The sequence below is a fragment of the Streptomyces sp. NPDC029014 genome, assembly GCF_055564695.1.
Genome location: NZ_JBVHVT010000016.1, coordinates 97909 through 122388 on the forward strand (window position 1 = coordinate 97909; position 24480 = coordinate 122388).

24 protein-coding genes are annotated in these 24480 nt (G+C 73.8%); 12 read left to right on the forward strand and 12 right to left on the reverse strand.

Annotated elements, in window-relative coordinates; all coding sequences use genetic code 11:
- Positions 1-59 precede the first annotated feature (59 nt).
- From cseC to ACZ4VL_RS11545, 6 genes are all read right to left on the reverse strand, one after another.
- Complete coding sequence (gene cseC, locus ACZ4VL_RS11520) at positions 60-1478, reverse strand: two-component system sensor histidine kinase CseC (RefSeq protein WP_468198599.1); 1419 nt, start codon at positions 1476-1478, stop codon at positions 60-62.
- Complete coding sequence (gene cseB / locus ACZ4VL_RS11525; RefSeq protein ID WP_468198548.1) at positions 1367-2074, reverse strand: two-component system response regulator CseB; 708 nt, start codon at positions 2072-2074, stop codon at positions 1367-1369. The genes cseC and cseB overlap by 112 nt, the downstream gene beginning before the upstream one ends.
- Positions 2075-2110: 36 nt before the next feature.
- Positions 2111-2746, reverse strand: a complete 636-nt coding sequence (locus ACZ4VL_RS11530; RefSeq protein ID WP_468198550.1) for a hypothetical protein — start codon at positions 2744-2746, stop codon at positions 2111-2113.
- A gap of 38 nt (positions 2747-2784) precedes the next feature.
- Positions 2785-3357 carry a SigE family RNA polymerase sigma factor gene (locus tag ACZ4VL_RS11535; RefSeq protein WP_361096683.1) on the reverse strand — a complete coding sequence of 191 codons (573 nt, stop codon included), beginning with the start codon at positions 3355-3357 and terminating at the stop codon, positions 2785-2787.
- Positions 3358-3531: 174 nt separating this feature from the next.
- Complete coding sequence (locus tag ACZ4VL_RS11540; protein WP_468198553.1) at positions 3532-4503, reverse strand: HhH-GPD family protein; 972 nt, start codon at positions 4501-4503, stop codon at positions 3532-3534.
- A 23-nt stretch (positions 4504-4526) separates the two neighbouring features.
- Positions 4527-5141: a phosphatase PAP2 family protein gene (locus ACZ4VL_RS11545; RefSeq protein ID WP_468198555.1), complete on the reverse strand. Its 615-nt coding sequence runs from the start codon at positions 5139-5141 to the stop codon at positions 4527-4529.
- A gap of 168 nt (positions 5142-5309) precedes the next feature.
- Between ACZ4VL_RS11545 and ACZ4VL_RS11550 the strand changes: the two genes are divergently transcribed.
- Complete coding sequence (locus ACZ4VL_RS11550) at positions 5310-6098, forward strand: hypothetical protein (RefSeq protein WP_468198601.1); 789 nt, start codon at positions 5310-5312, stop codon at positions 6096-6098.
- A gap of 98 nt (positions 6099-6196) precedes the next feature.
- Here ACZ4VL_RS11550 and disA read toward each other — a convergent pair whose 3' ends face one another.
- The gene (gene disA, locus ACZ4VL_RS11555) at positions 6197-7321 is read right to left on the reverse strand and encodes a DNA integrity scanning diadenylate cyclase DisA (RefSeq protein WP_468198557.1); all 1125 of its coding nucleotides are present in this window, start codon (positions 7319-7321) and stop codon (positions 6197-6199) included.
- Positions 7322-7469: 148 nt separating this feature from the next.
- Entirely contained in the window at positions 7470-8882 is a 1413-nt protein-coding gene (gene radA, locus ACZ4VL_RS11560) for a DNA repair protein RadA (protein ID WP_468198559.1), read from the reverse strand.
- A 171-nt stretch (positions 8883-9053) separates the two neighbouring features.
- Here radA and ACZ4VL_RS11565 point away from each other — a divergent pair, with 171 nt between their 5' ends.
- Together ACZ4VL_RS11565 and ACZ4VL_RS11570 are read left to right on the forward strand one after the other, a co-directional pair.
- On the forward strand, positions 9054-10826 hold the full coding sequence (locus ACZ4VL_RS11565) for a BACON domain-containing protein (RefSeq protein ID WP_468198561.1): 1773 nt from the start codon (positions 9054-9056) through the stop codon (positions 10824-10826).
- Between the two features lie 103 nt (positions 10827-10929).
- Positions 10930-11130, forward strand: coding sequence for an antitoxin (locus ACZ4VL_RS11570; RefSeq protein WP_468198563.1), 201 nt, complete (start codon positions 10930-10932; stop codon positions 11128-11130).
- A gap of 24 nt (positions 11131-11154) precedes the next feature.
- Here the strand turns inward: ACZ4VL_RS11570 and ACZ4VL_RS11575 are convergent, their stop codons facing one another.
- Positions 11155-12000, reverse strand: a complete 846-nt coding sequence (locus ACZ4VL_RS11575) for a DUF3109 family protein (RefSeq protein WP_468198564.1) — start codon at positions 11998-12000, stop codon at positions 11155-11157.
- 63 nt (positions 12001-12063) lie between these two features.
- On the opposite strand from ACZ4VL_RS11575, the gene ACZ4VL_RS11580 reads away from it, so the two are divergent.
- The 4 genes from ACZ4VL_RS11580 to ilvD all read left to right on the forward strand — a co-directional run bounded on the left by ACZ4VL_RS11580 (position 12064) and on the right by ilvD (position 16517).
- Positions 12064-12993 (forward strand): Ppx/GppA family phosphatase, encoded by a 930-nt coding sequence (locus tag ACZ4VL_RS11580; protein ID WP_468198566.1) that lies wholly within the window; start codon positions 12064-12066, stop codon positions 12991-12993.
- Positions 12994-13082: 89 nt separating this feature from the next.
- Complete coding sequence (locus ACZ4VL_RS11585; protein WP_361102312.1) at positions 13083-13910, forward strand: sugar phosphate isomerase/epimerase family protein; 828 nt, start codon at positions 13083-13085, stop codon at positions 13908-13910.
- On the forward strand, positions 13907-14542 hold the full coding sequence (locus ACZ4VL_RS11590; RefSeq protein ID WP_385842760.1) for a TetR/AcrR family transcriptional regulator: 636 nt from the start codon (positions 13907-13909) through the stop codon (positions 14540-14542). Before ACZ4VL_RS11585 ends, ACZ4VL_RS11590 begins: the two co-directional genes overlap by 4 nt.
- A 124-nt stretch (positions 14543-14666) precedes the next feature.
- Positions 14667-16517, forward strand: coding sequence for a dihydroxy-acid dehydratase (gene ilvD / locus ACZ4VL_RS11595; protein ID WP_468198569.1), 1851 nt, complete (start codon positions 14667-14669; stop codon positions 16515-16517).
- 227 nt (positions 16518-16744) lie between these two features.
- Here the strand turns inward: ilvD and ACZ4VL_RS11600 are convergent, their stop codons facing one another.
- Entirely contained in the window at positions 16745-19021 is a 2277-nt protein-coding gene (locus ACZ4VL_RS11600; protein WP_468198571.1) for a protein kinase domain-containing protein, read from the reverse strand.
- A 106-nt stretch (positions 19022-19127) separates the two neighbouring features.
- Between ACZ4VL_RS11600 and ACZ4VL_RS11605 the strand changes: the two genes are divergently transcribed.
- From ACZ4VL_RS11605 to proC, 5 genes are all read left to right on the forward strand, one after another.
- Complete coding sequence (locus tag ACZ4VL_RS11605) at positions 19128-19430, forward strand: SH3 domain-containing protein (RefSeq protein WP_404242252.1); 303 nt, start codon at positions 19128-19130, stop codon at positions 19428-19430.
- 87 nt (positions 19431-19517) lie between these two features.
- Complete coding sequence (locus tag ACZ4VL_RS11610; RefSeq protein WP_468198573.1) at positions 19518-20045, forward strand: hypothetical protein; 528 nt, start codon at positions 19518-19520, stop codon at positions 20043-20045.
- Between the two features lie 86 nt (positions 20046-20131).
- On the forward strand, positions 20132-21025 hold the full coding sequence (locus ACZ4VL_RS11615; RefSeq protein WP_468198575.1) for an ABC transporter ATP-binding protein: 894 nt from the start codon (positions 20132-20134) through the stop codon (positions 21023-21025).
- Positions 21022-21759 carry an ABC transporter permease gene (locus ACZ4VL_RS11620; protein WP_468198577.1) on the forward strand — a complete coding sequence of 246 codons (738 nt, stop codon included), beginning with the start codon at positions 21022-21024 and terminating at the stop codon, positions 21757-21759. The genes ACZ4VL_RS11615 and ACZ4VL_RS11620 overlap by 4 nt, the downstream gene beginning before the upstream one ends.
- Positions 21760-21906: 147 nt before the next feature.
- On the forward strand, positions 21907-22716 hold the full coding sequence (gene proC / locus ACZ4VL_RS11625) for a pyrroline-5-carboxylate reductase (protein ID WP_468198579.1): 810 nt from the start codon (positions 21907-21909) through the stop codon (positions 22714-22716).
- Positions 22717-22783: 67 nt separating this feature from the next.
- Here the strand turns inward: proC and trpS are convergent, their stop codons facing one another.
- Together trpS and ACZ4VL_RS11635 are read right to left on the reverse strand one after the other, a co-directional pair.
- Entirely contained in the window at positions 22784-23782 is a 999-nt protein-coding gene (gene trpS, locus ACZ4VL_RS11630; RefSeq protein ID WP_468198581.1) for a tryptophan--tRNA ligase, read from the reverse strand.
- 496 nt (positions 23783-24278) lie between these two features.
- The coding region (locus ACZ4VL_RS11635) for a hypothetical protein (RefSeq protein WP_468198583.1) at positions 24279-24480 on the reverse strand (202 nt) is incomplete at its 5' end.

Below are 24480 nucleotides of genomic sequence, written 5' to 3' on the forward strand. Positions count from 1 at the left end.
GGGCGGCGCGGGTCTGGGGGCACCTCCCAGCGGTAGCTGGGGGAGCCGGAAGAGGCGGCCTAGCCCGGCAGTTGGACGATCGGGAAGCTGCCCGTGGTGGTCGGCGCGTGCTCCGGGAGCCACAGCACGGCCACCGCCCCCGCGGCCACCCCCTCGCGGTCCGCGCCGCCCGGCGCGGCCACGTTGCGGAACGTCAGCCGGGCGCCCAGCACCCGCGCCTGGCCCTCCGCGATGGTCAGGCCCAGCCCGTGGCCCACCCCGGCGCGGTCCGTGGACCCGGTCCGGAACCGGCTCGGGCCCTCCCGCAGCAGGGCCTCGGGGAAGCCGGGACCGTGGTCCCGGACCCGTACGACCCGGCCCTCGATGTCGACCTGGACCGGCGGCTGCCCGTAGCGGGAGGCGTTGGCCAGCAGGTTGCCCAGGATCCGCTCCAGCCGCCGCGGGTCGGTGCTGACGATCTCGTCCGCGACGACCCGGACCGTCGCCTCGGGCATCAGCGCCGCCACCCGGCGGTGCACGAACTCGCCGAGCGCCACGTCCTGGAGTTCGGCCCGCTCCGACGCGCCGTCCAGCCGGGCCACTTCCAGCACGTCCTCGACCAGCGCCCGCATCGCCTGCGCCCGGTCGCGCACCAGTTCCGTCGGCCGTCCCGGCGGCAGCAGCTCCGCCGCCGTCAGCAGGCCCGTGACCGGGGTCCGCAGTTCGTGCGCGATGTCCGCGGTGACCCGCCGCTCGGCCTCGAGCCGCTGCTGGAGCGCGTCGGCCATGGCGTCGACGGCCCGCGCGAGGTCGTCGGTCTCGTCGCGCACGACTCCGCCGACCGCGTCCCGGACCCGTACGTCCGGGTCCCCGTGCGCCACCCGCTGCGCGGCGGCCGCGGCCTTGCGCAGCCGGCGGGAGATCTGCCCGCCGATGAGCACGCCGAGGGCGGCGCCGGCGACCACGGCGGTCAGCGATCCGAAGACCAGGGCCTTGTCCAGGTCGCGGACCAGCTTGGCGCTCTCCTTGAACGTGGTGTGCAGGGACAGAACCTGGCCGTTGCCCAGCGGTACCGCCGCCCAGACCTCCGGCCCCTTGGGGGACTCCTGGATGTAGGTGCCGCGCCGCCCGGACCGGGCCTTCTCGCGCAGTTCGGCGGGCAGGTCGGGGTCGTTGAGCTTGGCGCCCATGGGCGGCTTGCGCCCGGCGTCGGCGTTGCGGGAGATGAACTGCACCCGGTCGAGCTGGACCTCGCGGGCGCTGTCCAGCATCGAGGTGCGGGCACCGCTGTGCACCACCAGGCTCAGCGCGACCACGACGAGCGCGGCGACGGCGGCGATGGCGGTGGCGATCTTCCAGCGGATCCCCGTACGGAAGGTGAAGCGTCTCATCCCTTGAGCTTGTATCCGAAGCCTCGGACCGTTTCGATCCGGTCCTGTCCGATCTTGGTGCGCAGCCGCTGCACGTGGACGTCCACGACGCGGGTGTCTCCGCCCCAGTCGTAGTCCCACACCCTCTCCAGCAGCCGGTCGCGCGAGAGAACGGTGCCCGGCGCGGAGGAGAACTCCAGCAGCAGGCGCATCTCGGTCGGCGTCAGGGCGACCGGGGTGCCGGCCCTGCGCACCTCCATGCCCTCGGTGTCGACCTCCAGGTCGCCGAAGGCCAGGAGCCCACGCTCGGCGGACTCGTCCTCGCCGCCCGCGCCGGCCCCGTTCGGGCCGCCGGCGTGGCCGAAGCGGCGCAGCACGGCGCGGATCCGGGCGACCAGGACGGCGCCGTCGAAGGGCTTGGTGACGTAGTCGTCGGCGCCGGCCTCCAGGCCCAGGACGACGTCGATGGAGTCGGCGCGCGCCGACAGCATGATCACCGGGACGGTGGACTCGTCGCGGATGCGGCGGCACAGGCTCACGCCGTCCATGCCGGGCACCATCACGTCGAGCAGGGCGATGTCGGGCCGGTCGGCGCGGAAGGACTCCAGGCCGGACAGGCCGTCGGGCATGGCCGTGACCGTGAACCCGTCGCGCTCCAGCGCCAGGGTGGTGGCCTCGCGGATGACGTCGTCGTCCTCCACGAACAGGACATGGGTCTCGGCCATGCGCAAGCCTCGCCTCGGTTCCATCGCTGCGGGTGGTCAGTTCTTCTGGCTGATCGCCGGTGCGGGCTGCCCGCCGCCGTCGATGTTGCTGTAGTCGGTGTGGACGCGGTCCTGCTCGGTGAACTTCTCGCCGTTCCACCGGTACGTGATCACGTCCTCGCCCGACGGGTAGGCGAGCGTGTCGCTCTTCGCGTAGACGGGCTTGGTGACCACCAGGTCGCCCCGGTCGATCTCCGCGTAGACGGGCGGCTGCTCGTCCGAGAACACATTCTCGTACGTCCCGCCCTCGGCCCGGTACACGTAGGAGCCCCGCCCCAGCGCATCCGCGCAGGACAGCACGTTGATCACGATGTCGCTGGCGGACCCGCCGGTGACCTTCCCGTAGCTCACGTCGACCGGGTACTCCTTGCCCGTGCACGGCTTGAGGTCCCGCTTGACCTCGGCGCTGACCCGCGGGTCGGCCTTCAGCAGCGCGATCGGGTCGATCTTCCGCGCGGGCTTGCCGGAGGAGCCGCTCTGGCTCGGGGCGGGCTCGGTGGGGGAGGACGGCGCGCCGCTCTTGGCGACCGTCTCGGTGCGGGCCGGCCCGCCGTCGCGCAGCCCGGTCCCGGTCGTGGAGCAACCGGCCGCGAACAGCACAGTGCCGACGAGGACGATCGTCCCCGCCGACATCAATACCAGCGGACTTCTACCGCTCAGGCTTTGGCCATTCAGGCCGCGCACCGCTCACGCCCCTCGTACCGGATGGTGTGGTCCCCGCGGTGGTCACCGCGCTCCAGCGCGCGCATGTCGAGGTCCCGGCTCTCCAGTTCCTGCCGGAGTCGGGCCAGTGCGCGGTGCAGGGTGCTCTTCACGGTACCCGTAGACATGCCGAGTGCGGCAGCGGTCTCCTCGGTGCTCATCTGCTCCCAGTGTCGCAGGACGACGACGCTGCGCTGCTTGGGGGCGAGCACCTTGAGGATGTCCATCAGCAGGGCGCGGTCGGCGCGCTGCTCGGTGCCGTCCTCGACGGAGGCGTCGGGGAGCTGCTCGGTGGGGACCTCTTCGAGCTTGCGGGCGCGCCACCACTCCGTACGGGTGTTGATCATGACGCGGCGCAGGTAGGCGTCGGCCAGGGCCTTGTCGGCGATGCCGTCCCAACGGCCGTAGGTGCGCACCAGGGCGGTCTGCAGGAGGTCCTGCGCGTCGGTGGGGTCCGGAACCAGGCGCCGGGCACTGCGCAGCAGCGCGTCCTGCCGCGTGCGGACGTACTCCTCGAACCCGAGTACCTCGCCGTGCGCCATCTCTGACCGCCTCCGTTCCGTGTCACCGCTCATCCGATGCCCAACGGAGACGACGGTACGGAGGCGTTGTCACGAGCCTGTGCGGGCCAGCCTGCGGTGGACGCACGGACACCCATAGGTTGTGTAACAACGGCCGTGAGCTGGGGTTTCCCCGCAACAAACGGAATGGGACGGTCAGTTTGTGGCGCGGTGCTGCGGCAGTCGGTACATGCCCCCGGAGAGCGGCTCGACCAGCCCGTCGGAGACCAGCCCGTCCAGGGCGCGGGCCCGCTGCACGGGCTCGTTCCACACGGTGTCGAGCACGCTCTGCGGAACCGGCCCGACCGCCTCCCGCAACACGGCCAGCAGCTTGCCGCGGACCTGCCGGTCCGTCCCCGCGTACGTCTGCCCGCGCCGCGGAGGCCCGTCGTGCGCCGGCTTCCCCGCGAGCCGCCACGCGCACAGCCCGGCCACCGGGCAGCGGGCGCAGTCCGGGTTCTTGGCCGTGCACACCAGTGCCCCGAGCTCCATGGAGGCCGCCGCCCAGCGGGCCGCGGTGGCCTCGTCGCCGGGCAACAGGGCCCGGGCCAGGCGCCGCTCGGCGGCGGTGGTGGCGTTCGGCGGGTACTCGACGCCGGTGGTGGTGCGGGCGAAGACCCGGCGCACGTTGGTGTCGAGCACGGCGTGCCGCTGCCCGTACGCGAAGGAGGCCACGGCGGCCGCGGTGTACTCGCCGATCCCGGGCAGCGCCAGCAGCTGCGCGTGGTCGCGGGGCACGTCGCCCCCGTGCCGCTCCGTTATGGCCACGGCCGCGCCGTGCAGCCGCAGGGCGCGGCGCGGGTAGCCGAGCCGCCCCCAGGCGCGTACGGCCTCGCCGGGGGCCTCGGCGGCCAGGTCGGCGGGCCGGGGCCAGCGGGCCAGCCACTGCTCGTACACGGGCCGGACCCGGCTGACGGGGGTCTGCTGGAGCATGAACTCGCTGACCATGACCCCCCAGGGGCCGGCCTCGGGGCGGCGCCAGGGCAGGTCGCGGGCGTGTTCGTCGAACCAGGCGATGACCGGGGAGTGCAGTGCGTGGGCCGCCGCCTCCGCGGCCTCCGCGGCCTCGGCGGCCTCGGCGGCCGGGGTGGTCTCGGCGGGGGAGGAGGTTGTCCGGGATGCAGTCATGACATACGGCATCCTGGCACGTTTCACGGCCGTCGCGCGGAGCCCGGACCGGTGAACCAGAGTGCCGCCGGGTTGCCGCTGGTCCGCAGGGCGGCGGTGATCCTATTGATCGGACCGGTCAGTGCGAGGACGAAGACCGCGGCGACGATGCCGCCGCCGACCAGGCCCACGGCCACGTCGTGCGGGTAGTGCACGCCGACGAACACCCGCGAGTACGCCATCAGCAGGGCCATGGGCACGGTCAGCAGCACCAGCCGGCGCAGCGCGAGGGCCAGCGCGACGGCGGCCGCACCCGCGATGGCGGAGTGGTTGCTCGGGAAGGACCAGTCGCCCGGGGCCGGGCAGGCGATGAGGGGTGCTGCGGCCCGGGCCACCGCGCGGCAGGGACGTTCCTCCGTCACGAACGACTTCAGGCTCTCGGAGGCCACGTACGCCACGGCGGTGGCGAGCGGGGCGAGCACGGCGAGCGCCACGGCCCGCGGGCTGCGTTGGCCGCGTGCACGCCACCAGACGGATATGAACAGGACGCCGAACAGAAGCAGTCCGTATTCGGTCCACACCTCGAAGGCCGACTGCACCCAACCGGGCGCGGAGTGGGCGGAATCGGTGATGTCGCGGTAGAGGTCGGAGGTGTCCATGGTCACCGACCGTACTCAACCGGGGGAGACGCCTTCGCACGGCCCCTGGCCGATTCGTTTCGGCCGAGGCCCGCCAGCGAGCTGATCATCGGCAAAACCTGCCGGCTGCGCGGCATGTGGGGCGCGGATCGGGCCCCGGACTCTCGTAAAGTTCCGTCCGTGGGATCTATGCGCAATCCGGTCGGGCCGCTCCCCTCCTCCATCTACTGGCGACGGAGGGCCGTGCTGGCGTCCGTCGTCGCGCTCCTCGCGCTCCTCGCCGTATGGGCCGTCAGTTCCTCAGGGGGCACGTCGAGTACGAACGGCAAGGGTGAGAAGGGACCCGACCCGGTCACCTCCATCACCCCCGGACCCTCCGGGTCCGGTCCGGCGATCGGTCAGGCGCCGGGCGGACGCACCGACTCGGGTGGCGGCGCGGGCAAGAACGGTGACCCGGGCGCCGGTTCCGGTTCGGGCGGCGGCGCGGCCTCCGGTTCGGCCGCCGCCGGCGCCGGCAGCGGCGGCGCCGGGGCGAGCGGCGGCGCGGCGACCGTCCCGGCCGACTCGCAGCTGCCCACCTGCTCGTCGAGCTCCCTGCAGTGGGAGGTCAAGAGCGTCAAGAACGAGTACGAGGCCAACGAGAAGCCCCGCCTCGAACTGATCGCCCGCAACATCACCGGATCGACCTGCAAGGCCGACCTCGGCCCGAAGCAGGCGGTGCTGACCATCCTTCAGGCCAGCACCAGCAAGGCCGTCTGGTCCTCGGGCGACTGCCCCTCCGGCCCCGGCAGCGCCTTCTACCGCGTCCCTGCGCAGGGCGAGACGAAGCAGATCGTCGAGTGGGACCGCAAGTTCAGCGCCGCCGACCAGTGCCAGACGCCCCCGGCGGGCAGCGCGGTCGCCGACACGTACGTGGTCGAGGCCAAGTTCCCGGGCCTGCCGGTGGCCCGCACCTCGTTCGTCCTCAAGCAGGAGTAGCGGCGCCGGGGCCCGGCAGCAGCAACTGGACGGCAACGGGGCGGGCCGGACGCCACGGCGCCCGACCCACCCCGTCCGTCACCGCGGCTCCCGCCGCCTCAGACGTACCGCTCCAGGATCGAGGACTCCGCCAGCCGCGACAGGCCCTCGCGGACGCTGCGGGCGCGGGCCTCGCCCACCCCGTCGACCGTCTGCAGGTCGTCGACGCCGGCCGCCAGCAGCTTCTGCAGCCCGCCGAAGTGCTCCACCAGCCGCTCGATGATCGCCCCCGGCAGCCGGGGCACCTTCGCCAGCAGCCGGTAGCCCCGCGGCGACACCGCCGCGTCCAGGGTCTCCGGCGAGCCCGTGTACCCCAGGGCCTTCGCCACGTTGCCCAGCTCCAGCAGCTCCGGGTGGGTCAGGGCGTCCAACGCCGGCAGCGCCTCCTCCACCGTCCGCGACCGCTTGGCCGTGGGCTCCGGCACGTAGTCGCGGATCACGAGCTCGCGCTCCTGCTCGATCCCGACCGTCAGCTCGTCCAGCTGCAGCGACAGCAGCCGCCCGTCCGTGCCCAGCTCGACCACGTACTCCGCGATCTCCGTGGCGATCCGGCGCACCATTTCCAGCCGCTGCGCCACCGCCGTCACGTCGCGCACCGTGACCAGGTCCTCGATCTCCAGCGCCGACAGCGTCCCGGCGACCTCGTCCAGCCGCAGCTTGTACCGCTCCAGCGTGGCCAGCGCCTGGTTCGCCCGGGACAGGATCGCCCCGGACTCCTCCAGGACGCGCCGCTCCCCGTTCACGTACAGGGCGATCAGCCGCATCGACTGCGAGACGGACACGACGGGGAAGCCGCACTGCTTCGAGACGCGGTCCGCCGTGCGGTGCCGGGTGCCGGTCTCCTCCGTCGGGATCGACGCGTCCGGAACCAGCTGCACACCGGCCCGGAGGATCTTGGTCAGGTCCTTGTCCAGGATGAGCGCGCCGTCCAGCTTGCACAGCTCGCGCAGCCGGGTCGCGGTGAACTCCACGTCCAGCACGAAACCGCCCGTGCACATCGCCTCGACGGTCTTGTCCATCCCGAGGACGATGAGGCCGCCGGTGTTGCCGCGGACGATCCGCTCCAGGCCGTCGCGCAGGGGCTGACCAGGTGCGACCGCGCTCAGCGAGGCACGCATCATGGATTCCTGCCTGGAGCTCGCGCCCGACTTCCCGGATGCTGCTGCCCCGTCCTTGGCTGCCACTGCACTCCTCCGGTCGCGGGTTGCGCCGCCTGCGTGGGCCGGGCGGACCAGCACAAAGTCTACCGGCGCGCGCTGGGCGCCCGCCGTGGCTTGGCGAGGTGCGCCCGCGGGGACCCCCGTACCGACCCGGCCGCGGGCCGCCAGGAGGCTACTCGCGGGCCGTCTCGCGGGCCGTCTCACGGGACCGCCGGCGGGGCAGAACCCGCAGCGCATCCCCCATGTCGGCGACCTCCGTCACCTTCATCCCGGCCGGCACCTTCCCCGGGTCCACCGGCACCAACGCGTGCGTGAAACCGAGCCGGTGCGCCTCGGCCAGGCGCCGCTGCACACCCGTCACCCGCCGCACCTCGCCGGCGAGGCCGACCTCCCCGATCGCCACCAGGTTCTTCGGCAGCGGCACGTCGCTCGCGGCGGAGGCCAGCGCCAGCGCGACCGCCAGGTCGGCGGCCGGCTCGGTCAGTTTCACCCCGCCCACGGTGGCGCTGTAGATGTCGCGCTTGCCGAGCGCGGTGATCCGGCCGCGCTGCTCCAGCACCGCCAGCATCATCGACACCCGGGAGGTCTCCAGGCCCGACGTGGTCCGCCGCGGGGAGGGGATCTGCGAGTCCACGGTGAGCGCCTGCACCTCGGCGACCAGCGGCCGCTTGCCCTCCAGGGTCACCGTCAGGCAGGTGCCGGGGACCGCCTCCGCACGCCGGGTCAGGAACAGCCCGCTCGGGTCGGCGAGGCCGGTGATCCCCTCGTCGTGCAGCTCGAAGCAGCCCACCTCGTCGGTGGCCCCGTACCGGTTCTTCACACCGCGGACCAGGCGCAGCCGGGCGTGCCGGTCGCCCTCGAAGCCGAGGACCACGTCCACCAGGTGCTCCAGCAGTCGCGGGCCGGCGATCGCACCGTCCTTGGTGACGTGCCCGACGAGCAGCGTGGCCATCCCGCGCTCCTTGGACGCGCGGATCAGCGCCCCGGCGACCTCGCGCACCTGGGCCATGCCGCCGGGGGCGCCGTCGATCTCGGGGGAGGCCACGGTCTGTACGGAGTCCAGGACCAGCAGCGAGGGCTGCACGGCGTCGAGGTGGCCCAGCACGGCCGACAGGTCGGTCTCGGCCGCCAGGTACAGGTGGTCGTTGAGGGCCCCGATGCGGTCGGCCCGCAGCCGCACCTGGCTCGCCGACTCCTCGCCGGTGACGTAGAGGGTGCGGTGGGTCGCGCTGGCCGCCTTGGCCGCCACGTCGAGCAGCAGCGTCGACTTGCCGACCCCCGGCTCGCCGGCCAGCAGGACCACCGCCCCCGGCACCAGCCCGCCGCCGAGGACCCGGTCCAGCTCGTCCACGCCCGTGCTGCGGGCGGTCGCCGTCCGGCCGTCGACCTGCGCGATCGGGAGCGCGGCGGAGGTGACGCGGCCGGCCGCCGTGGTCCGCACGGCGGGCGTGCCCATCTCCTCCACGGTGCCCCAGGCCTGGCACTCGGGGCAGCGGCCGAGCCACTTCGCAGTGGTCCAGCCGCATTCGGAGCAGCGGTAGGAGGGCCGGTCCTTGGCGGATGAGCGGGATGTACGGGCAGCCATGCGCCCACGGTAGCCGCCCCCGCCGACAACCCGGCCCGCGCCCGGGCACCGTCCCCGCGCGCGCCCGGCGTCAGGACCGCCGTCAGCGCCCGTTCGATCTGGTCACCCGTAAGGGCTAAAACAGCTCAAGGCTTCACGGCCCCCGGCGGGCGGCCGCCTACCTTCGCCAGGGTGGACAGCAGCGACCAGGAGAACCCCGCCCGGCGCACCGGCGCACGCCGGGCGCACGGGCGCGCACCCCGTGAGGGCACCGCCCCGGAGCAGCCGCCGCCCTTCCGGCACGAGCCGTACCTGGACGGCCTGTTCACGTACTGCCTGTCGGTCCTGTGCGACCACGACACCGCCACCGACGTGCTCGCCGAGGTCCTCGCCGTCGCCGAAAGGCACCCCGGCCGCTGCCCCGACGAGAGCGACCGCCGGGCCTGGCTGTACGCCCTCGCCCGCTGGGCCTGCCTACGCCGCATGACCGAGCAGCGGCGCGGCCGCCCCCGGGCGCGTCCCGCCCAGCGCGCGCCGGAGCACACCGGGGCCGAGCGTGCGCCCGAGGCACACGGCCCCCACGGCCCCTCAGGCGCCCCCGGCGTCCCCGGCTCCCGCGACTCCCTCGACGTGAGCGCGTACCGGCGCACCGAACTCGCCCGCCTCGCCTGGCCCGAGGCCGCCGGCACCACCCCCGAACAGCGCGAGGCCCTGGAACTCGCCGTCCGCCACCGCCTCGGCGTCCCCGAACTCGCCGCCGTCCTCGGCACGCCCCCGGCCACCGCCCGCGAGCTCCTCGCCGGCGCCGCGTGCGAGGTCGAACGCACCCGCGCCGCCCTCGCCGCCGTCGAGACCGGCGGCTGCCCGTCGGTGTCCCGGCTCACCGGTGGTGGACAGCTCCTGCTGTCCACCGCCCTGCGCGCGGAGCTCGTCCGCCACGTCGACGACTGCCCGCGCTGCCGCCGCGCCGCCGAACGCGCCGGCGCCGCCGCCCCCTGGCCCGGCTCCTGCGGCGTCGACGCCGCCCTCCCCCTGGTCCAGGCCCCCCGCACCGCCGTCCACGCCGCCCTGCAGCGCACGGGCCGCGGCCGCCGCGCCGCCGTCCCCCGCTTCGGCCGCACCGGCTTCCCCGTGGACCCCCGGGACCGGGCCGCCCGCCGCGACCGGCTCCGCGCCCGCGCCGTGACCACCACCGTGGTCGCCACCGTCGTCGCCGCGCCCGTCCTGGTCCTCTGGGCCGCCTACCGGGGCGCGCCCGACACCGGCGAGCCCGCCGGCGCCGACGCCGGCCGGATCTCGGCCGGTGAGTCCGAGCTCCCCCTCCGCCCGGGCGGCGGCCCGATGCGGGCCTACGAGAACGCCGGAACCGGCCTCACCGCCCGCACCACCGGCGTCCCCGGCCCCGCCGGTCCGGAGCGGGCCGTCTCCGTCGAGGTGATCAGCACCGGGGAGCCCGCGGCCCCCGCCGGGCCGGGCGCCCCCGGCCGGCTCACCGTCGCCGCCGCCCCGCAGGGCGGGACCACCGTGCTCACCCTCACCGCGTCCGGCGGGGCCCCGGTGGACTGGCAGCTCCGCTCCGACGCGCCCTGGCTGCGGGCGAGCCGGACCGCGGGCACCCTGGCCCCCGGAGAATCGATCACCCTGTACGTCACCGTCGACCCCGGCACCGAACCCACGGGCCCCTGGACGGCCCGGGTCGCCGTGGACCCGGGCGGAGCCGTGGTCGCGATCCGGGGCAGCGGCCGCCCCGCCCCCACCCCGACGCCGCCCACACCCCCCGCGCCGACGCCGACCCCCACGCCCCCGTCCGATCCGGTGGACCCCCCGACCACGACCCCCACGCCCACGCCGACGCGGACCCCTCCGCCCACCCCGACCCCGAGCGCGTCCGGGTCCGCCCCCGTCCCCGTCCCTGGAGGAACGGTTTCCCAGGACCCCGGCGTCCCCGTCGACCCGTCCCCGTAGCGACCCCTCCGCGAGCAGGGCGGGCCGTCCCGAGATGCACGGAAGGATCACGCCGGAGACCCTGGAGGGAGAGGCCAGGACCCCCCAGGCCGAGGAGGCCGCAATGAGCATGATGGACAAGCTCAAGCAGATGCTGAAGGGCCACGAGAGCCAGGCCGCGCAAGGCGTCGACAAGGCCGGCGACTACGTCGACGAGAAGACCCAGAACAAGTACACCAGCCAGGTCGACACGGCCCAGGACAAGCTCAAGGAACAGCTCGGGAACCAGGAGGGCGGGCAGGACCAGCCGCCCCGGGCCTACTGACCGCCTCCGCCCGCCGGCCCCCGCCTACACCGGGTCGGCGGGGTGCGGAGCCATCGGCAGCAGGGACGCCAGGCGCGCCTCGCAGTGCTTCACGAGCTCCGCGTACCCCTCCTTGCCCATCAGCTCCGTCAGCTCGGCCCGGTACGACACGTACACCGGGTCGCCCGCGCCGTGCGCCGACGTCGCCGACGTGCACCACCAGTGCAGGTCGTGCCCGCCCGGGCCCCAGCCGCGCCGGTCGTACTCGCCGATCGTCACCTGGAGCACCCGGGTGTCGTCGGGCCGGTCGATCCAGTCGTACGTCCGCCGGATCGGCAGCTGCCAGCACACGTCCGGCTTCGTCTCCAGCGGCTCGCGGCCCTCGCGCAGCGCGAGGATGTGCAGTGAGCACCCGGCCCCTGCCGGGAAACCGGGCCGGTTCAGGAAGATGCACGCACCCTCCCACCGGCGGGTCTGCCGCTCGCCGTCCTCGTCCTTCTGCACCCAGCCCGACTCGGTGCCCACGTCGTGGAACTGCCACAGTTCCGGCGACAGCCGTGCCACGTGCCCGGCGACCCGCTTCTCGTCGTCCTCGTCGGAGAAGTGTGCGCCCAGCGTGCAGCAGCCGTCGCTGGCCCGACCCTCCCGGATGCCCTGGCAGCCGCTGCCGAAGATGCACGTCCAGCGCGACGTCAGCCACGTCAGGTCGCACCGGAAGACCTGCTCGGCGTCGGCGGGGTCGGGGAACTCCACCCAGGCCCGGGGGAAGTCGAGGCCCTGCTCGTCACCCGCGGGCGCACCGGCCGCGGCCCGCTCGGCGGCCTTGGCCTTGGGCTTCGTCTTGACCTTCGGCTTGGTCCTGGACTTGTCGGCCTTGTTCGTGTGTGGCACAAACCCAAGCCTAAGCGCCCCTCACGCCACCCGTACTCCCGGCGCACAGTAGCGTTTCCTCGTATGAGACTCGGTGTCCTTGACGTGGGTTCGAACACGGTGCATCTGCTGGTGGTGGACGCGCACCCCGGCGCGCGCCCGCAGCCCGCGCATTCGCACAAGGTGGAACTGCGGCTGGCCCAGCTCCTCGACGGGAGCGGCGCGGTCACGGCAGACGGCATAGAGCGCCTCGTCGGCGTGATCGCCGATGCCGTGCAGGCCGCCGAGGACAAGGGCTGCGAGGACGTGCTGCCGTTCGCGACCAGCGCCGTGCGGGAAGCCACCAACGCGGACGAGGTCCTCGCCCGGGTCAAGGCCGAGACCGGCATCGACCTGCCGATCATGAGCGGCGAGGACGAGGCCCGGCTGACCTTCCTGGCCGTACGCCGCTGGTTCGGCTGGTCGGCGGGCAAGCTCCTCGTCCTCGACATCGGCGGCGGCTCCCTGGAGATCGCGTACGGCATCGACGAGGACCCGGACGCGGCCGTCTCCCTGCCGCTCGGCGCCGGCCGCCTCACCTCGGCCTGGCTCCAGGGAGATCCGCCGGACCCGGCCGCCGTCCGCGATCTTCGCCGGCACGTGCGGGCGCAGATCGCCCGCACGGTCCGCGAGTTCAGCCGGTTCGGGGCCCCGGACCACGTCGTCGCCACCTCCAAGACCTTCAGGCAGCTGGCCCGGATCGCGGGCGCGGCCCGCTCGACCGAAGGCCTCTACGTGCAGCGGGACCTGACCCGCAAGGCGCTGGAGGAATGGGTGCCGAAGCTCGCGGAGATGACCGTGGCGCAGCGGTCTGCCCTGCCCGGCGTCTCGGAGGGCCGCGCCGCCCAGCTGCTCGCCGGGGCCCTGGTCGCCGAGGGTGCGATGGACCTCTTCGGCGTCGACAGCCTGGAGATCTGCCCCTGGGCGCTGCGCGAGGGCGTCATCCTCCGCCGCCTGGACCACCTCCCCGTCTGACGGCCGGTCGGCCGGTCGGCTGTCCGGCCGACCGGCCCGCCCCGGAGGGGAGCCCTTCCGGCCGGCCTGGCCCTCGGTACCCTGTCCCCGTGGCAGAACCCGTCCGCATTCCGACCGCGAAAGTCGCCCTCTCCACCGCCTCCGTCTACCCGGAGTCGACGGCGACCGCCTTCGAGATCGCCGCACGCCTCGGCTACGACGGCGTGGAGGTCATGGTCTGGACGGACCCGGTCAGTCAGGACATCGACGCCCTGCGCCGCCTGTCCGACACCCACGGCATCCCGGTCCTGGCCGTCCACGCCCCCTGCCTCCTGATCACCCAGCGCGTCTGGTCCACCGACCCGTGGACCAAGCTCCAGCGGGCCCGGTCCGCCGCCGAACGCCTCGGCGCGAGCACCGTCGTCGTCCACCCGCCCTTTCGCTGGCAGCGCCAGTACGCCCGGGACTTCGTCACCGGCATCGCCCGGATGGCCGACGAGACCGACGTCCGCTTCGCCGTGGAGAACATGTACCCCTGGCGCTACCGCGACCGCGAGATGCTCGCGTACGCCCCCGAATGGGACGTCACCAAGGACGACTACCGGCACTTCACCGTCGACCTGTCCCACACCGCCACCGCCCGCACGGACGCCATGGAGATGGTCGACCGCATGGGCGACCGCCTCGCGCACGTGCACCTGGCCGACGGCAACGGCTCCGCCAAGGACGAGCACCTCGTCCCCGGCCGCGGCTCCCAGCCCTGCGCCGAGCTGCTGGAACGCCTCGCGGCCAACGCCTTCGACGGCCACGTCGTCATCGAGGTGAACACCCGCCGGGCCATGTCCTCCGCCGAGCGCGAGGCCGACCTTGCCGAGGCCCTGGCCTTCACCCGGCTCCACCTGGCGGCGAGCACCGGCCGGGACGTGACCGCCCGGTGACCCCCCGCGCCGACGACGGCCCCGCCCCCCGCCCCCGGCGCGGCCCGGGCCGCCCCCGCCAGGACGAGGCCGACAGCGGCCCCGGCGCCATGGAGCGGATCCGCCTCGCCGCCCGCTCCGAGTTCGCCGCGCGCGGCTACGACAAGACCTCCCTGCGCGGGATCGCCAAGTCCGCCGGCGTGGACCCCTCCCTGATCCACCACTACTTCGGCAGCAAGGACGAGCTCTTCGCCGACACCATCGAGCTCAGCCTGGAGCCCGACCTCCTGGTCCCCCAGATCGTCGGCCCCGGCCCCGACGCCATCGGCGAGCGCCTGGTCCGCTACTTCCTCGGCATCTGGGAGAACCCCGTCACCCGCGCCCCCCTCCTCGCGGTGATCCGTTCCGCCCTCACCCACGAGGCCGCGGCCAGGGTGCTGCGCGACCTGGTCCTGCGCCGCCTGCTGGAGCGGGTCGCCGCCGACCTGAACGTCCCCGACCCCACCTTCCGGGCCGAGCTCGCCGCCTCCCACATGGTCGGCATCGCGATCCTGCGCTACGTCGTCCAGGTCGAGCCGCTGGCCTCCGCGGACCCCGACCACATCGTCGAGCTGGTGGCCCCCACCCTCCAGCGGTACCTGACCGAGGGCTGACCCTCCCGTCCCGGTATCCGGACGACCTGTCCGTATCCCGGGCCGGGGGCGTAGCCTCGTAACCGAGCCATATCCACAGTCGCGGCGGGCGTACGAGCGCCACCGCCATCATGGGGAGTACCCGATGCCCGAGCTGAGGTCCCGCACCGTCACCCACGGCCGCAACATGGCAGGCGCTCGTGCGCTCATGCGCGCGTCGGGCGTAGCGAGCGAGGACATCGGCAAGCCGATCATCGCGGTCGCCAACTCCTTCACCGAGTTCGTCCCCGGCCACACCCACCTCGCCCCCGTCGGCCGGATCGTCTCCGACGCGATCCGCGCCGCGGGCGCCGTCCCCCGCGAGTTCAACACCATCGCCGTCGACGACGGCATCGCCATGGGACACGGCGGCATGCTGTACTCGCTGCCCTCCCGCGACCTGATCGCGGACTCCGTCGAGTACATGGTCGAGGCCCACTGCGCCGACGCCCTGATCTGCATCTCCAACTGCGACAAGATCACCCCCGGCATGCTGATGGCCGCCATGCGCCTCAACATCCCGGCCGTCTTCGTCTCCGGCGGCCCGATGGAGGCCGGTCAGGCCACCCTCGTCGACGGCACCGTCCGCAAGCTGGACCTGATCAACGCGATCGTCGACGCGGTCAACGAGAACGTCTCCGACGAGGACGTCCTGCGCATCGAGGAGAACGCCTGCCCGACCTGCGGCTCCTGTTCCGGCATGTTCACCGCCAACTCGATGAACTGCCTCGCCGAGGCCATCGGCCTGGCCCTGCCCGGCAACGGCTCCGTCCTCGCCACCCACACCGCCCGCCGCGCCCTGTACGAGGAGGCCGGCCGCACGGTCGTGGAGATCACCAAGCGGTACTACGAGCAGGACGACGAGTCCGTCCTCCCGCGCAACATCGCGACCCGCGAGGCCTTCGAGAACGCCATGGCCCTCGACATCGCCATGGGCGGCTCCACCAACACGATCCTGCACCTGCTGGCCGCCGCCCAGGAGGCCGGCCTGGACTACGACCTCAAGGACATCGACGCCGTCTCGCGCCGCGTCCCCTGCCTCGCGAAGGTCGCCCCGAACGTCGCCCCCGGCGGCACCTACTACATGGAGGACGTGCACCGCGCCGGCGGCATCCCCGCCATCCTCGGCGAACTGCACCGCGGCGGCCTCCTGAACAAGGACGTCACGACGGTCCACTCGACCAACCTCGACGACTGGCTGGGCACGTGGGACGCCCGCTCGGGCTCCGCCAGCGCCGAAGCCATGGAGCTGTGGCACGCGGCCCCCGGCTGCAAGCGCTCCGCGACCGCCTTCTCCCAGTCCGAGCGGTGGGAGTCCCTCGACCTCGACGCCGAGAACGGCTGCATCCGCTCGGTCGAGCACGCGTACAGCAAGGACGGCGGCCTGGCCGTCCTCAGGGGCAACATCGCCGTCGACGGCTGCGTCGTGAAGACCGCCGGCGTCGACGAGTCCATCTGGACCTTCGAGGGCCCGGCCGTGGTCTGCGAGTCCCAGGACGAGGCCGTCGACAAGATCCTGTCCAAGCAGATCAAGGAGGGCGACGTCGTCGTCATCCGCTACGAGGGCCCGCGCGGCGGCCCCGGCATGCAGGAGATGCTCTACCCGACCTCCTTCCTCAAGGGCCGCGGCCTCGGCAAGGCCTGCGCGCTGGTGACCGACGGCCGGTTCTCCGGCGGCACCTCCGGCCTGTCCATCGGCCACGCCTCCCCGGAGGCCGCTTCCGGCGGCACCATCGCCCTCGTCGAGGACGGCGACCGGATCCGCATCGACATCCCGAACCGCTCGATCGAGCTCCTCGTCGACGACGCGACCCTGGCCGCCCGCCGCGAGGCCCTCGGCGGCGTCTACGCCCCGAAGAACCGCGAACGCAAGGTCTCCGCGGCCCTGCGCGCCTACGCGGCGATGGCGACGAGCGCCGACAAGGGCGCGGTCCGCGACGTCACCAAGCTCGCCTGACCCCCCCGAACCGGCCCCGCCCGACCACCCCGGGCGGGGCTGGCAAATCCAGCCCCGCCGGCGTTTGAGGCGCTGGGGCGGAGCCCCAGAGGCTTCCGGGGCTCCGGCCCATGTGCCGGGGGTGGCCCGGCAATGCCAGCCCCGCCGGCGATTGAGGCGCGGGGTTCCGGGGCGGCGGCGCCCAGGGCCCCCGGCTCCGCCGGGCCGGGCCGACCGTACCCGCGGAGCTACCAGGCGGCGGGATCGCGGGCGTCAACGGCGAACACCGACCCGTCGGGCGCGGTCGAGAACACCCGCCCGCCGGCGGCGACCGGCGCCGGCAGCGTCGCCGTGAAGGCGCCCCGCCCCGCCGCCATCCGCGGCGCCGTCTGCCCCGCCAGCCGCCCGGCCGTACTGTCGACCGCGAGCAGCCGCCCGTCGACCGCCGTCAGGTACACCCGGCGGTCGCCGTCACCACCGAGTACGGGCCGCGAGGCCGCCGTGACCCCGGTCTGCAGCCGCCATTCCTCCCGCTGTGCGCCCACCGCCGCCAGGGCGCCCGACACCCCGAACACGTACGCCGTGCCGTCCGGGGCCACGACCGCCTGGGCCTGGAGCAGCGGGGCCGTCAGCGCGACCGAGCGCACCGCCCGGGACCCGAGGTCCACCCGCAGCACCGACCGGGCCATCGACCCCGTGTCGTTCTCCAGCAGGAACAGCCCGCCGCCGGCCACGCCGACCGGCTCCGCGGAGCCGGTCGTCCTGGCCAGCGCCCGCACCGTGCCCGCGACCGGATCGACCTCCGACACCTGGGTGGACTTCCCGTCGGGGGCCGGGGTGGCCACGTACAGCGGCGGGGCCGCGCCCGGCTGGGCCGCCGGCGCATCGCCGGCGCACCACACCGAGCCGACCCCGCCGAACTGCTTGGTCCACTGCGCGACCCCGGTGGCCGCGTCCACGGAGATCGCCTTGCCGTCGGGCAGCGCGATCATCACCCGCGGCCCGGCCGGCACGACCCGCGACCCGGCCAGCAGCACCCGCTTCCACCGTTCGGCCCCCGTGGCCGCGTCCAGCGCGCGCAGCGTGCGGCTGCCGGCGGACGTGGTCAGGACGAGTCCGGCGTCGTGCAGCGGGGCGGCGGTCTCGACGGTGCCGGGGGAGGCCTGGACGGACCACACCACCGAGCCGTCGGCGGGGTCCAGCCGGGCCGCGGCCAGCCCGTACCCCGAGCAGTACAGGGTCCCGTCGGCCCAGGAGCAGGCCGAGGCCGCGCTCCCGGCGGGCCCGCCCTCCGCGGTTCCGGGCCGGCCCAGCTCCCGCGACCAGGGCGCGAACGGCTTCTGTCCTCCCTGCGCCGACCGCGCGTCCCCGACCGCCCGCTGCTGCGGGCCCGCGTCGTCGCCCCGCAGGTACCAGCCGCCGCCCGCCGCCCCGCCCGCCAGCAGCAGCCCGACCGCGGCGGCGACCGCCGCACGCGTCCGCCGCCGGCCGCGGTCCGACGCCCCCGCGGCGGTCCCGCCGCCCGGGCCGCCCGCGCTTCCCGCGCCGCCGGGGGCGCCCGCAGCGATCGCGGCGGCCGCGGCGGCTTCGGCGGCGCTCTGCGCCCGCTGGTGCGTCGGCTCCTCGGCGCGGCGCCGGGCGGCGCCGTCCGCGGTGGGGGAGGCGGGGCGCCGGGGCTGCGGGACGAAGGTCTGGGTGTCCTCGCCCGTGGGGTACGCGAGGGCGCGCATCGCCGTGATCAGGGCGTCGGCCGTGGGCCGTTCGGCCGGGTCCTTGGACAGGCAGCGGGCCACGATCGGCGCGAGCTGCGGCGGCAGCCCGGCCAGGTCGGGCTCGCCGTGCACCACCTGGTACGCGACGAGGTAGTGGCTGTCGGAGTCGAAGGGCCCCCGCCCGGTGGCCGCGTGCACCAGTACGGCGCCGAGCGCGAACACGTCGGCGGCGCTGCCCACCTCCCGGGGCCGCTGGAACTGCTCGGGCGCCATGAACGGCGGCGTCCCGATCAGCTTCCCGGTCTCGGTGCGCAGGTCGCTGTCGGCGGGGCGGGAGATGCCGAAGTCGATGACGCGCACCCCGTCGGGGGCCATCAGGACGTTGCCGGGCTTCAGGTCGCGGTGCACCACCCCGGCCCGATGGATGTCGCGCAGGGCCTCGGCCAGCCCGGCCGCGAGCCGGGTCAGTTCGGCGGGGTCGAGCACCCTCTCGCGCACCCGCTCGGCGAGGGTGGGGGCGTCGATGAACAGGGTGGCCATCCAGGGCCGCTCGGCATCGGGATCGGCGTCGACGACGGGCGCGGTGAACGCCCCACTGACCCGCCGGGCGGCGGCGACCTCCTGGCGGAACCGGGCGCGGAACTCGGGATCGACCGCGTGCTGGGGGTGCACGATCTTGACGGCGAGTTTCAGCCCGGAACCGGACGTGGCCAGGTGGACGACACCCATGCCGCCGGATCCGAGCACGGATTCGAGCCGGTACTGGCCGGCGTATTCCGGAAAGCCCACGTAGTCCGCGTGCAGTGACTGCACTGCTCACCACCCCCGCCGGAGCCTAGTCGATGGCCCGTGTGAATCTCCAAGGGCCTGCTACCCTGCGCGAGTTGTTCACAGCAGTGCCAAAAGGGGGGTTTTCGCAATGTCCGCAGAGAACGAATCCAGCCAGGCCCAGGCCCTCGACGCGGGGTCCGGTTTCCAGACCTTCCCGGTCGCACCGGGCCACCGGGTGAACGTCCGCAGCGGCCCCGGCACCGGCTACTCCATCGTCAAGGTCCTCCCGTACGGCGCGTCCGTGACGATCCGCTGCCAGACGGAGGGCGAGACGGTCAGCGGACCGTACGGCACCACCCGCCTCTGGGACTGCGTCGGCAACGGCCAGTTCGTCTCCGACGCGTACGTCAGGACCGGCAGCGACGGCTACGTCGCCTCCCCCTGCGGCTGACACCGGCTACCAGGGGTCCGCGGCCCGGTCCGTCTGACACGTGAGACGCGCCGGGCCGTCCGCCGGCGGCGGGGGATAATCGCCGGTGTGAGCGACGAACAGCAGCAGACCCCCGCCGCGACGACCCCGGCCCCGGCCCCGCCCGCCGGTCCGCAGCCGGAGCCGATCCCGTTCTTCGGCACCACCTGGGTCGAGCACGACGGCGGCTACGCCCTCCGCCGTGCCGCCGCCGGCGTGGGCTCGCTCGTCACGGCCTTCGCCGCCGCCTACCTGCTGCGCCTCGCCTACGAGGGCCTGGAGATCGGCAACGTCGGCCCGTTCCTCAGCATCTCCGTCGTCGTCCTCTTCGCGATCGCCAGCGCCGTCGCCTTCCTCAAGACCTGGGAGTCCTTCGGCCGCCGCCTGGCCCCGTCCTCCGACGAGGCCTCGCTCAAGGGCCTGAAGATGATCGGCTTCATCGGCTCCCTCATCGCGTACTTCCTGCGCTGCTTCTCCGAGGCCCCCGGCGAGAAGCTCCGCCGCGCCGAGTACGAGCGCGCCGTCGCCGAGTACGAGCGCCGCCGCCGCACCCGTACGGGCAACCCGGCCGCGCGCCGTCCCAAGCGCAAGAAGTAGCCCGGCCGCACGCCCCCTCCCTTGCTCCTGCCGCAGCCGCCTCCGACCTGTTGACGGCCGGCACCCCCAGGAGCATTATTCATCGCATGATGAATAACCAGGAGCGGGGCGACGCCCCGGCCCCGGCCCCGACTCCGGCCCCCGCCGTCCACGCCGACGGCCTGACCGTCCGCCGCGGCACCGGCCGCACCCTCCGGACCGTCCTCGACTCCCTCGCCTTCGACGTCCCCCGCGGCCGCATCACCGGCCTCCTCGGCCCCTCCGGCTGCGGCAAGTCCACGCTCATGCGCGCCGTCGTCGGCACCCAGGCCCACGTCACCGGCACCCTCGACGTCCTCGGCCGCCCCGCCGGCCACCCCGAGCTCCGCTCCCGCATCGGCTACGTCACCCAGGCCCCCTCCGTCTACGACGACCTCACGGTCCGGCAGAACCTCGACTACTTCGCCGCCGTCCTCGACCCCGGCCGCGCCGCCGCCGACCGCCGCCGCGCCGCCGTCACCCGGGCCATCGCCGACGTCGACCTCACCGGCCGGGCCCACGCCCTCGCCGGCAACCTTTCCGGCGGCCAGCGCAGCCGCGTCTCCCTCGCCGTCGCCCTGCTCGGCGCCCCCGAACTCCTCGTCCTCGACGAGCCGACCGTCGGACTCGACCCCGTCCTGCGCCGCGACCTGTGGAACCTCTTCCACGACCTCACCGCCGCCCGCGGCACGACGATCCTCGTCTCCTCCCACGTCATGGACGAGGCCGAGCGCTGCCACGACCTGCTCCTCATGCGCGGGGGCCGCATCCTCGCCCAGGACACCCCCGACGCACTGCGCGCCCGTACGCAGTCCGCCACCGTCGAAGAGGGCTTCCTCCGCCTCGTCGACGAGGCCAACGCCCGCGCCGCCCAGGGCCCCGCCGACCGGGGCCCCGCCGACCAGGGCCCCGCCGACCAGGAGCCCGCCCAGGGCCTCGCCGCCCAGGAGCAGCCCCGATGAACGCCGCCCGCACCACCGCCACCGCCGCCCGCGTCCTGCGCCAGCTCCGCCACGACCCGCGCTCCATCGCCCTGATGCTGCTGGTCCCCGTCCTGATGCTGACCCTGCTCCGCTTCGTCTTCGACGGCAGCCCCCGCACCTTCGACGGCATCGGCGCGTCCCTCCTCGGGATCTTCCCGCTGATCACCATGTTCCTGGTGACCTCCATCGCCACCCTGCGCGAGCGCACCTCCGGCACCCTCGAACGCCTCCTCGCCATGCCGCTGGGCAAGGGCGACCTCATCGCCGGCTACGCCCTCGCCTTCGGCGCCGTCGCCGTCGCCCAGTCCCTCCTCGCCACCGGCCTCGCCCTCTGGCTCCTCGACCTCGACGTGGTCGGCTCCCCCTGGCTGCTCCTCCTCGTCGCCCTCCTCGACGCCCTGCTCGGCACCGCGCTCGGCCTGTTCGTCTCCGCCTTCGCCGCCTCCGAGTTCCAGGCCGTCCAGTTCATGCCGGCCGTGATCTTCCCGCAGCTGCTGCTGTGCGGACTGTTCGCCGCCCGAGGCACCATGCACCCCGTCCTCGAAGGCATCTCCGACGTCCTGCCCATGTCGTACGCCGTCGACGGCATGACCCAGGTCCTCACCCACACCGACATGACCGCCGACTTCGTCCGCGACTCCCTGATCGTCGCCACCTGCGCCCTGCTGGTCCTCGCCCTCGGCGCGGCCACCCTGCGCCGCCGCACGCCCTGACCACCCCTGACCGCTGCTCCCTGACCGCTCTCTGAGCGCCCGCACTGCGGACACCCACCCCCCACCACCGCGCCCGGGTGCAAGGATGAGGAAGACGCAGCAGACACCGCACACGTACGCGCACCCAGTTCGGCGAGGTGACACCGCATGACCCAGACAGTCGCAGTCCTCGGTACCGGAAAGATCGGCGAGGCCCTGCTCAGCGGAATGATCCGCGGCGGCTGGCCCGCCGGGAAGCTCCTCGTCACCGCCCGTCGTCCCGAACGCGCCGAGGAGCTCCGCGCCCGCTACGGCGTCGAGGCCGTCGGCAACGCCGAGGCCGCCAAGCGCGCCGACACCCTCATCCTCACCGTCAAGCCGCAGGACATGGGCAAGCTCCTCGAAGAGCTCGCCCCGCACGTCCCCGCCGACCGCCTCGTCATCAGCGGCGCCGCCGGCATCCCCACCTCCTTCTTCGAGGAACGGCTCGCCCCCGGCACCCCCGTCGTCCGCGTCATGACGAACACCCCCGCCCTCGTCGACGAAGCCATGTCCGTCATCTCGGCCGGCAGCCACGCCACCGCCGAGCACCTCGCCCACGCCGAGGCGATCTTCGGCGGCGTCGGCAAGACCCTCCGCGTCCCCGAGTCCCAGCAGGACGCCGCCACGGCCCTGTCCGGCTCCGGGCCCGCCTACTTCTACTTCCTCGTCGAGGCGATGACCGACGCCGGCATCCTCCTCGGCCTGCCCCGCGCCCAGGCCCACGACCTGATCGTCCAGGCCGCCATCGGCGCCGCCGTGATGCTCCGCGACAGCGGCGAACACCCCGTCAAGCTCCGCGAGGCCGTCACCTCCCCCGCCGGCACCACCATCAACGCCATCGTCGAACTCGAACGCCACGGCGTCCGCGCCGCCCTCATCGCCGCCCTCGAAGCCGCCCGCGACCGCAGCCGCGAACTGGCCTCCGGCACCGGCTGACCCGTCGCGCACCCGCCCGGGCCCGCCGCGCAGTACGGCGGGCCCGGGCAGGCGGCGGGCCGCGGGGCTACGGAGCCAGCAGCCCGATCGCCTCGTACGCCCGGTCCACCATCGGCCGCGCCAACGCCCGGGCCCGCCCGGCACCCTCCCGCAGCACGCCCTCCACCAGCCCCGGATCGGCCGCCAGCTCGGCGTGCCGCTGCTGTACCGGCCGCAGCACCTCCACCACCGCCTCGGCCACGTCCCGCTTCAGCGCCCCGTACCCGTCGTACCCGTCGGCGAGCACCGCCGGATCCCCGCCGGTGCAGGCGGCCAGTACGTCGAGGAGGTTCGCCACGCCGGGCCTGCCCTCCCGGTCGTAGACGACCCCGCCGTCCCCGCTGTCGGTCACCGCCCGCATCACCTTGCGCCGCACCACGTCCGGCTCGTCGAGCAGGTAGACCACACCCGGCCCGCCGCCCATCGACTTCCCCATCTTCGACCTCGGGTCCTGCAGGTCCATGACCCGCGCGGCCACCTCGGGGAGCGTCGCCCTGGGCACCGTGAACGTGTGCCCGTACCGCTGGTTGAAGCGCACGGCCAGGTCCCGGGTCAGCTCCACGTGCTGGCGCTGGTCCTCGCCCACCGGCACCTCCTCGGTCGCGTACGCCAGGATGTCGGCCGCCATGAGCACGGGATACGTGAGCAGCGACAGCCGCACACCGGCCCCCGAGGACTGCGCGTGCGCCGCCTTCTCCTTGTACTGGATCATCCGCCGCAATTCGCCGTCGGCCGCGGTGCACTCCAGCAGGTACGCCAGCCGGGTGTGTTCGTCCACATGGCTCTGGACGAACAGCGTGCACTTCTCCGGCGCCAGCCCGGCGGCCAGCAGCAGTGTCGCCGCCTGCCGGCTGAGCCGACGTACCCGGGCCGGATCGTGCTCGACCGTCAGCGCGTGCAGGTCCACGACGCAGAACAGCGCATCGTCCGGCTTCTGCTCGGCTGCGACCCACTGCCGTACGGCGCCCAGGTAGTTGCCCAGCGTCAGATGGCCGCTCGGCTTGATCCCACTGAAGATCCGCGCCATGTCCGTCTCCCTGTCTGTCCCTGTCGGTGTGGTGTGGGTGCCGCTGCATCCGGCGACCGGCCACTCCCAGGAGGGGGAGAACGAAAAACGGCCGCCGGGGGCGGCGGCCGTGAGCGCATGCGTGCTCGCGTGGAAGGTCGGCCGCCGTCAGGCGGCCCACCAACGGAGGTTGAGCGTGAGCGCATGCGAGTTCATGGGGGCCAGGCTAGCGCCTCGGATGACCTTCGTCCCAGGGTTGACACGCCCGTACGCGATCCGTAAAGTCCTTCGAGTTGTCCGACGTGAGCGCCGACTCTGGTCGGTCCCCGGACAGCCATCCCGCACTACACACTCGAACGAACGGCGCAGTCTGCCGTCTCGTTTCATGCGTATGTGCGAATGAGGAATCCGCGTTCTAGGACGCAGCCGCCGATTGGCTTCGGGGGCAAGGAATCCGCTAATGTCTCACTCGCCGCAAGGGCCAACGGCCCGCGCAGCAAATCCCGCTGACTGGGAGTCAGGCCGAAAAGGTTCTGATAGAGTCGGAATCGCCGGAAAGGGAAAACGCGAAAGCGAAGAACCTGGAAAGCGAAGCGCGAAACACTCTGATAGAGTGGGAAACGCAAGAACGAAAGCCCGGAGGAAAGCCCGAGAGGGTGAGTACAAAGGAAGCGTCCGTTCCTTGAGAACTCAACAGCGTGCCAAAAATCAACGCCAGA

Excerpts from the sequence above, each read along its gene's own strand:
- radA (WP_468198559.1), bottom strand. The coding sequence starts at position 8,882 with ATGGCTGCCCGTACATCCCGCTCATCCGCCAAGGACCGGCCCTCCTAC.
- ACZ4VL_RS11605 (WP_404242252.1), top strand. The coding sequence starts at position 19,128 with ATGTCCGCAGAGAACGAATCCAGCCAGGCCCAGGCCCTCGACGCGGGG.
- ACZ4VL_RS11570 (WP_468198563.1), top strand. The coding sequence starts at position 10,930 with ATGAGCATGATGGACAAGCTCAAGCAGATGCTGAAGGGCCACGAGAGC.
- ACZ4VL_RS11580 (WP_468198566.1), top strand. The coding sequence starts at position 12,064 with ATGAGACTCGGTGTCCTTGACGTGGGTTCGAACACGGTGCATCTGCTG.
- cseB (WP_468198548.1), bottom strand. The coding sequence starts at position 2,074 with ATGGCCGAGACCCATGTCCTGTTCGTGGAGGACGACGACGTCATCCGC.
- ilvD (WP_468198569.1), top strand. The coding sequence starts at position 14,667 with ATGCCCGAGCTGAGGTCCCGCACCGTCACCCACGGCCGCAACATGGCA.
- ACZ4VL_RS11550 (WP_468198601.1), top strand. The coding sequence starts at position 5,310 with ATGCGCAATCCGGTCGGGCCGCTCCCCTCCTCCATCTACTGGCGACGG.
- ACZ4VL_RS11615 (WP_468198575.1), top strand. The coding sequence starts at position 20,132 with ATGATGAATAACCAGGAGCGGGGCGACGCCCCGGCCCCGGCCCCGACT.
- ACZ4VL_RS11620 (WP_468198577.1), top strand. The coding sequence starts at position 21,022 with ATGAACGCCGCCCGCACCACCGCCACCGCCGCCCGCGTCCTGCGCCAG.
- ACZ4VL_RS11535 (WP_361096683.1), bottom strand. The coding sequence starts at position 3,357 with ATGGCGCACGGCGAGGTACTCGGGTTCGAGGAGTACGTCCGCACGCGG.
- proC (WP_468198579.1), top strand. The coding sequence starts at position 21,907 with ATGACCCAGACAGTCGCAGTCCTCGGTACCGGAAAGATCGGCGAGGCC.
- ACZ4VL_RS11530 (WP_468198550.1), bottom strand. The coding sequence starts at position 2,746 with ATGTCGGCGGGGACGATCGTCCTCGTCGGCACTGTGCTGTTCGCGGCC.
- trpS (WP_468198581.1), bottom strand. The coding sequence starts at position 23,782 with ATGGCGCGGATCTTCAGTGGGATCAAGCCGAGCGGCCATCTGACGCTG.
- ACZ4VL_RS11545 (WP_468198555.1), bottom strand. The coding sequence starts at position 5,141 with ATGGACACCTCCGACCTCTACCGCGACATCACCGATTCCGCCCACTCC.
- ACZ4VL_RS11540 (WP_468198553.1), bottom strand. The coding sequence starts at position 4,503 with ATGACTGCATCCCGGACAACCTCCTCCCCCGCCGAGACCACCCCGGCC.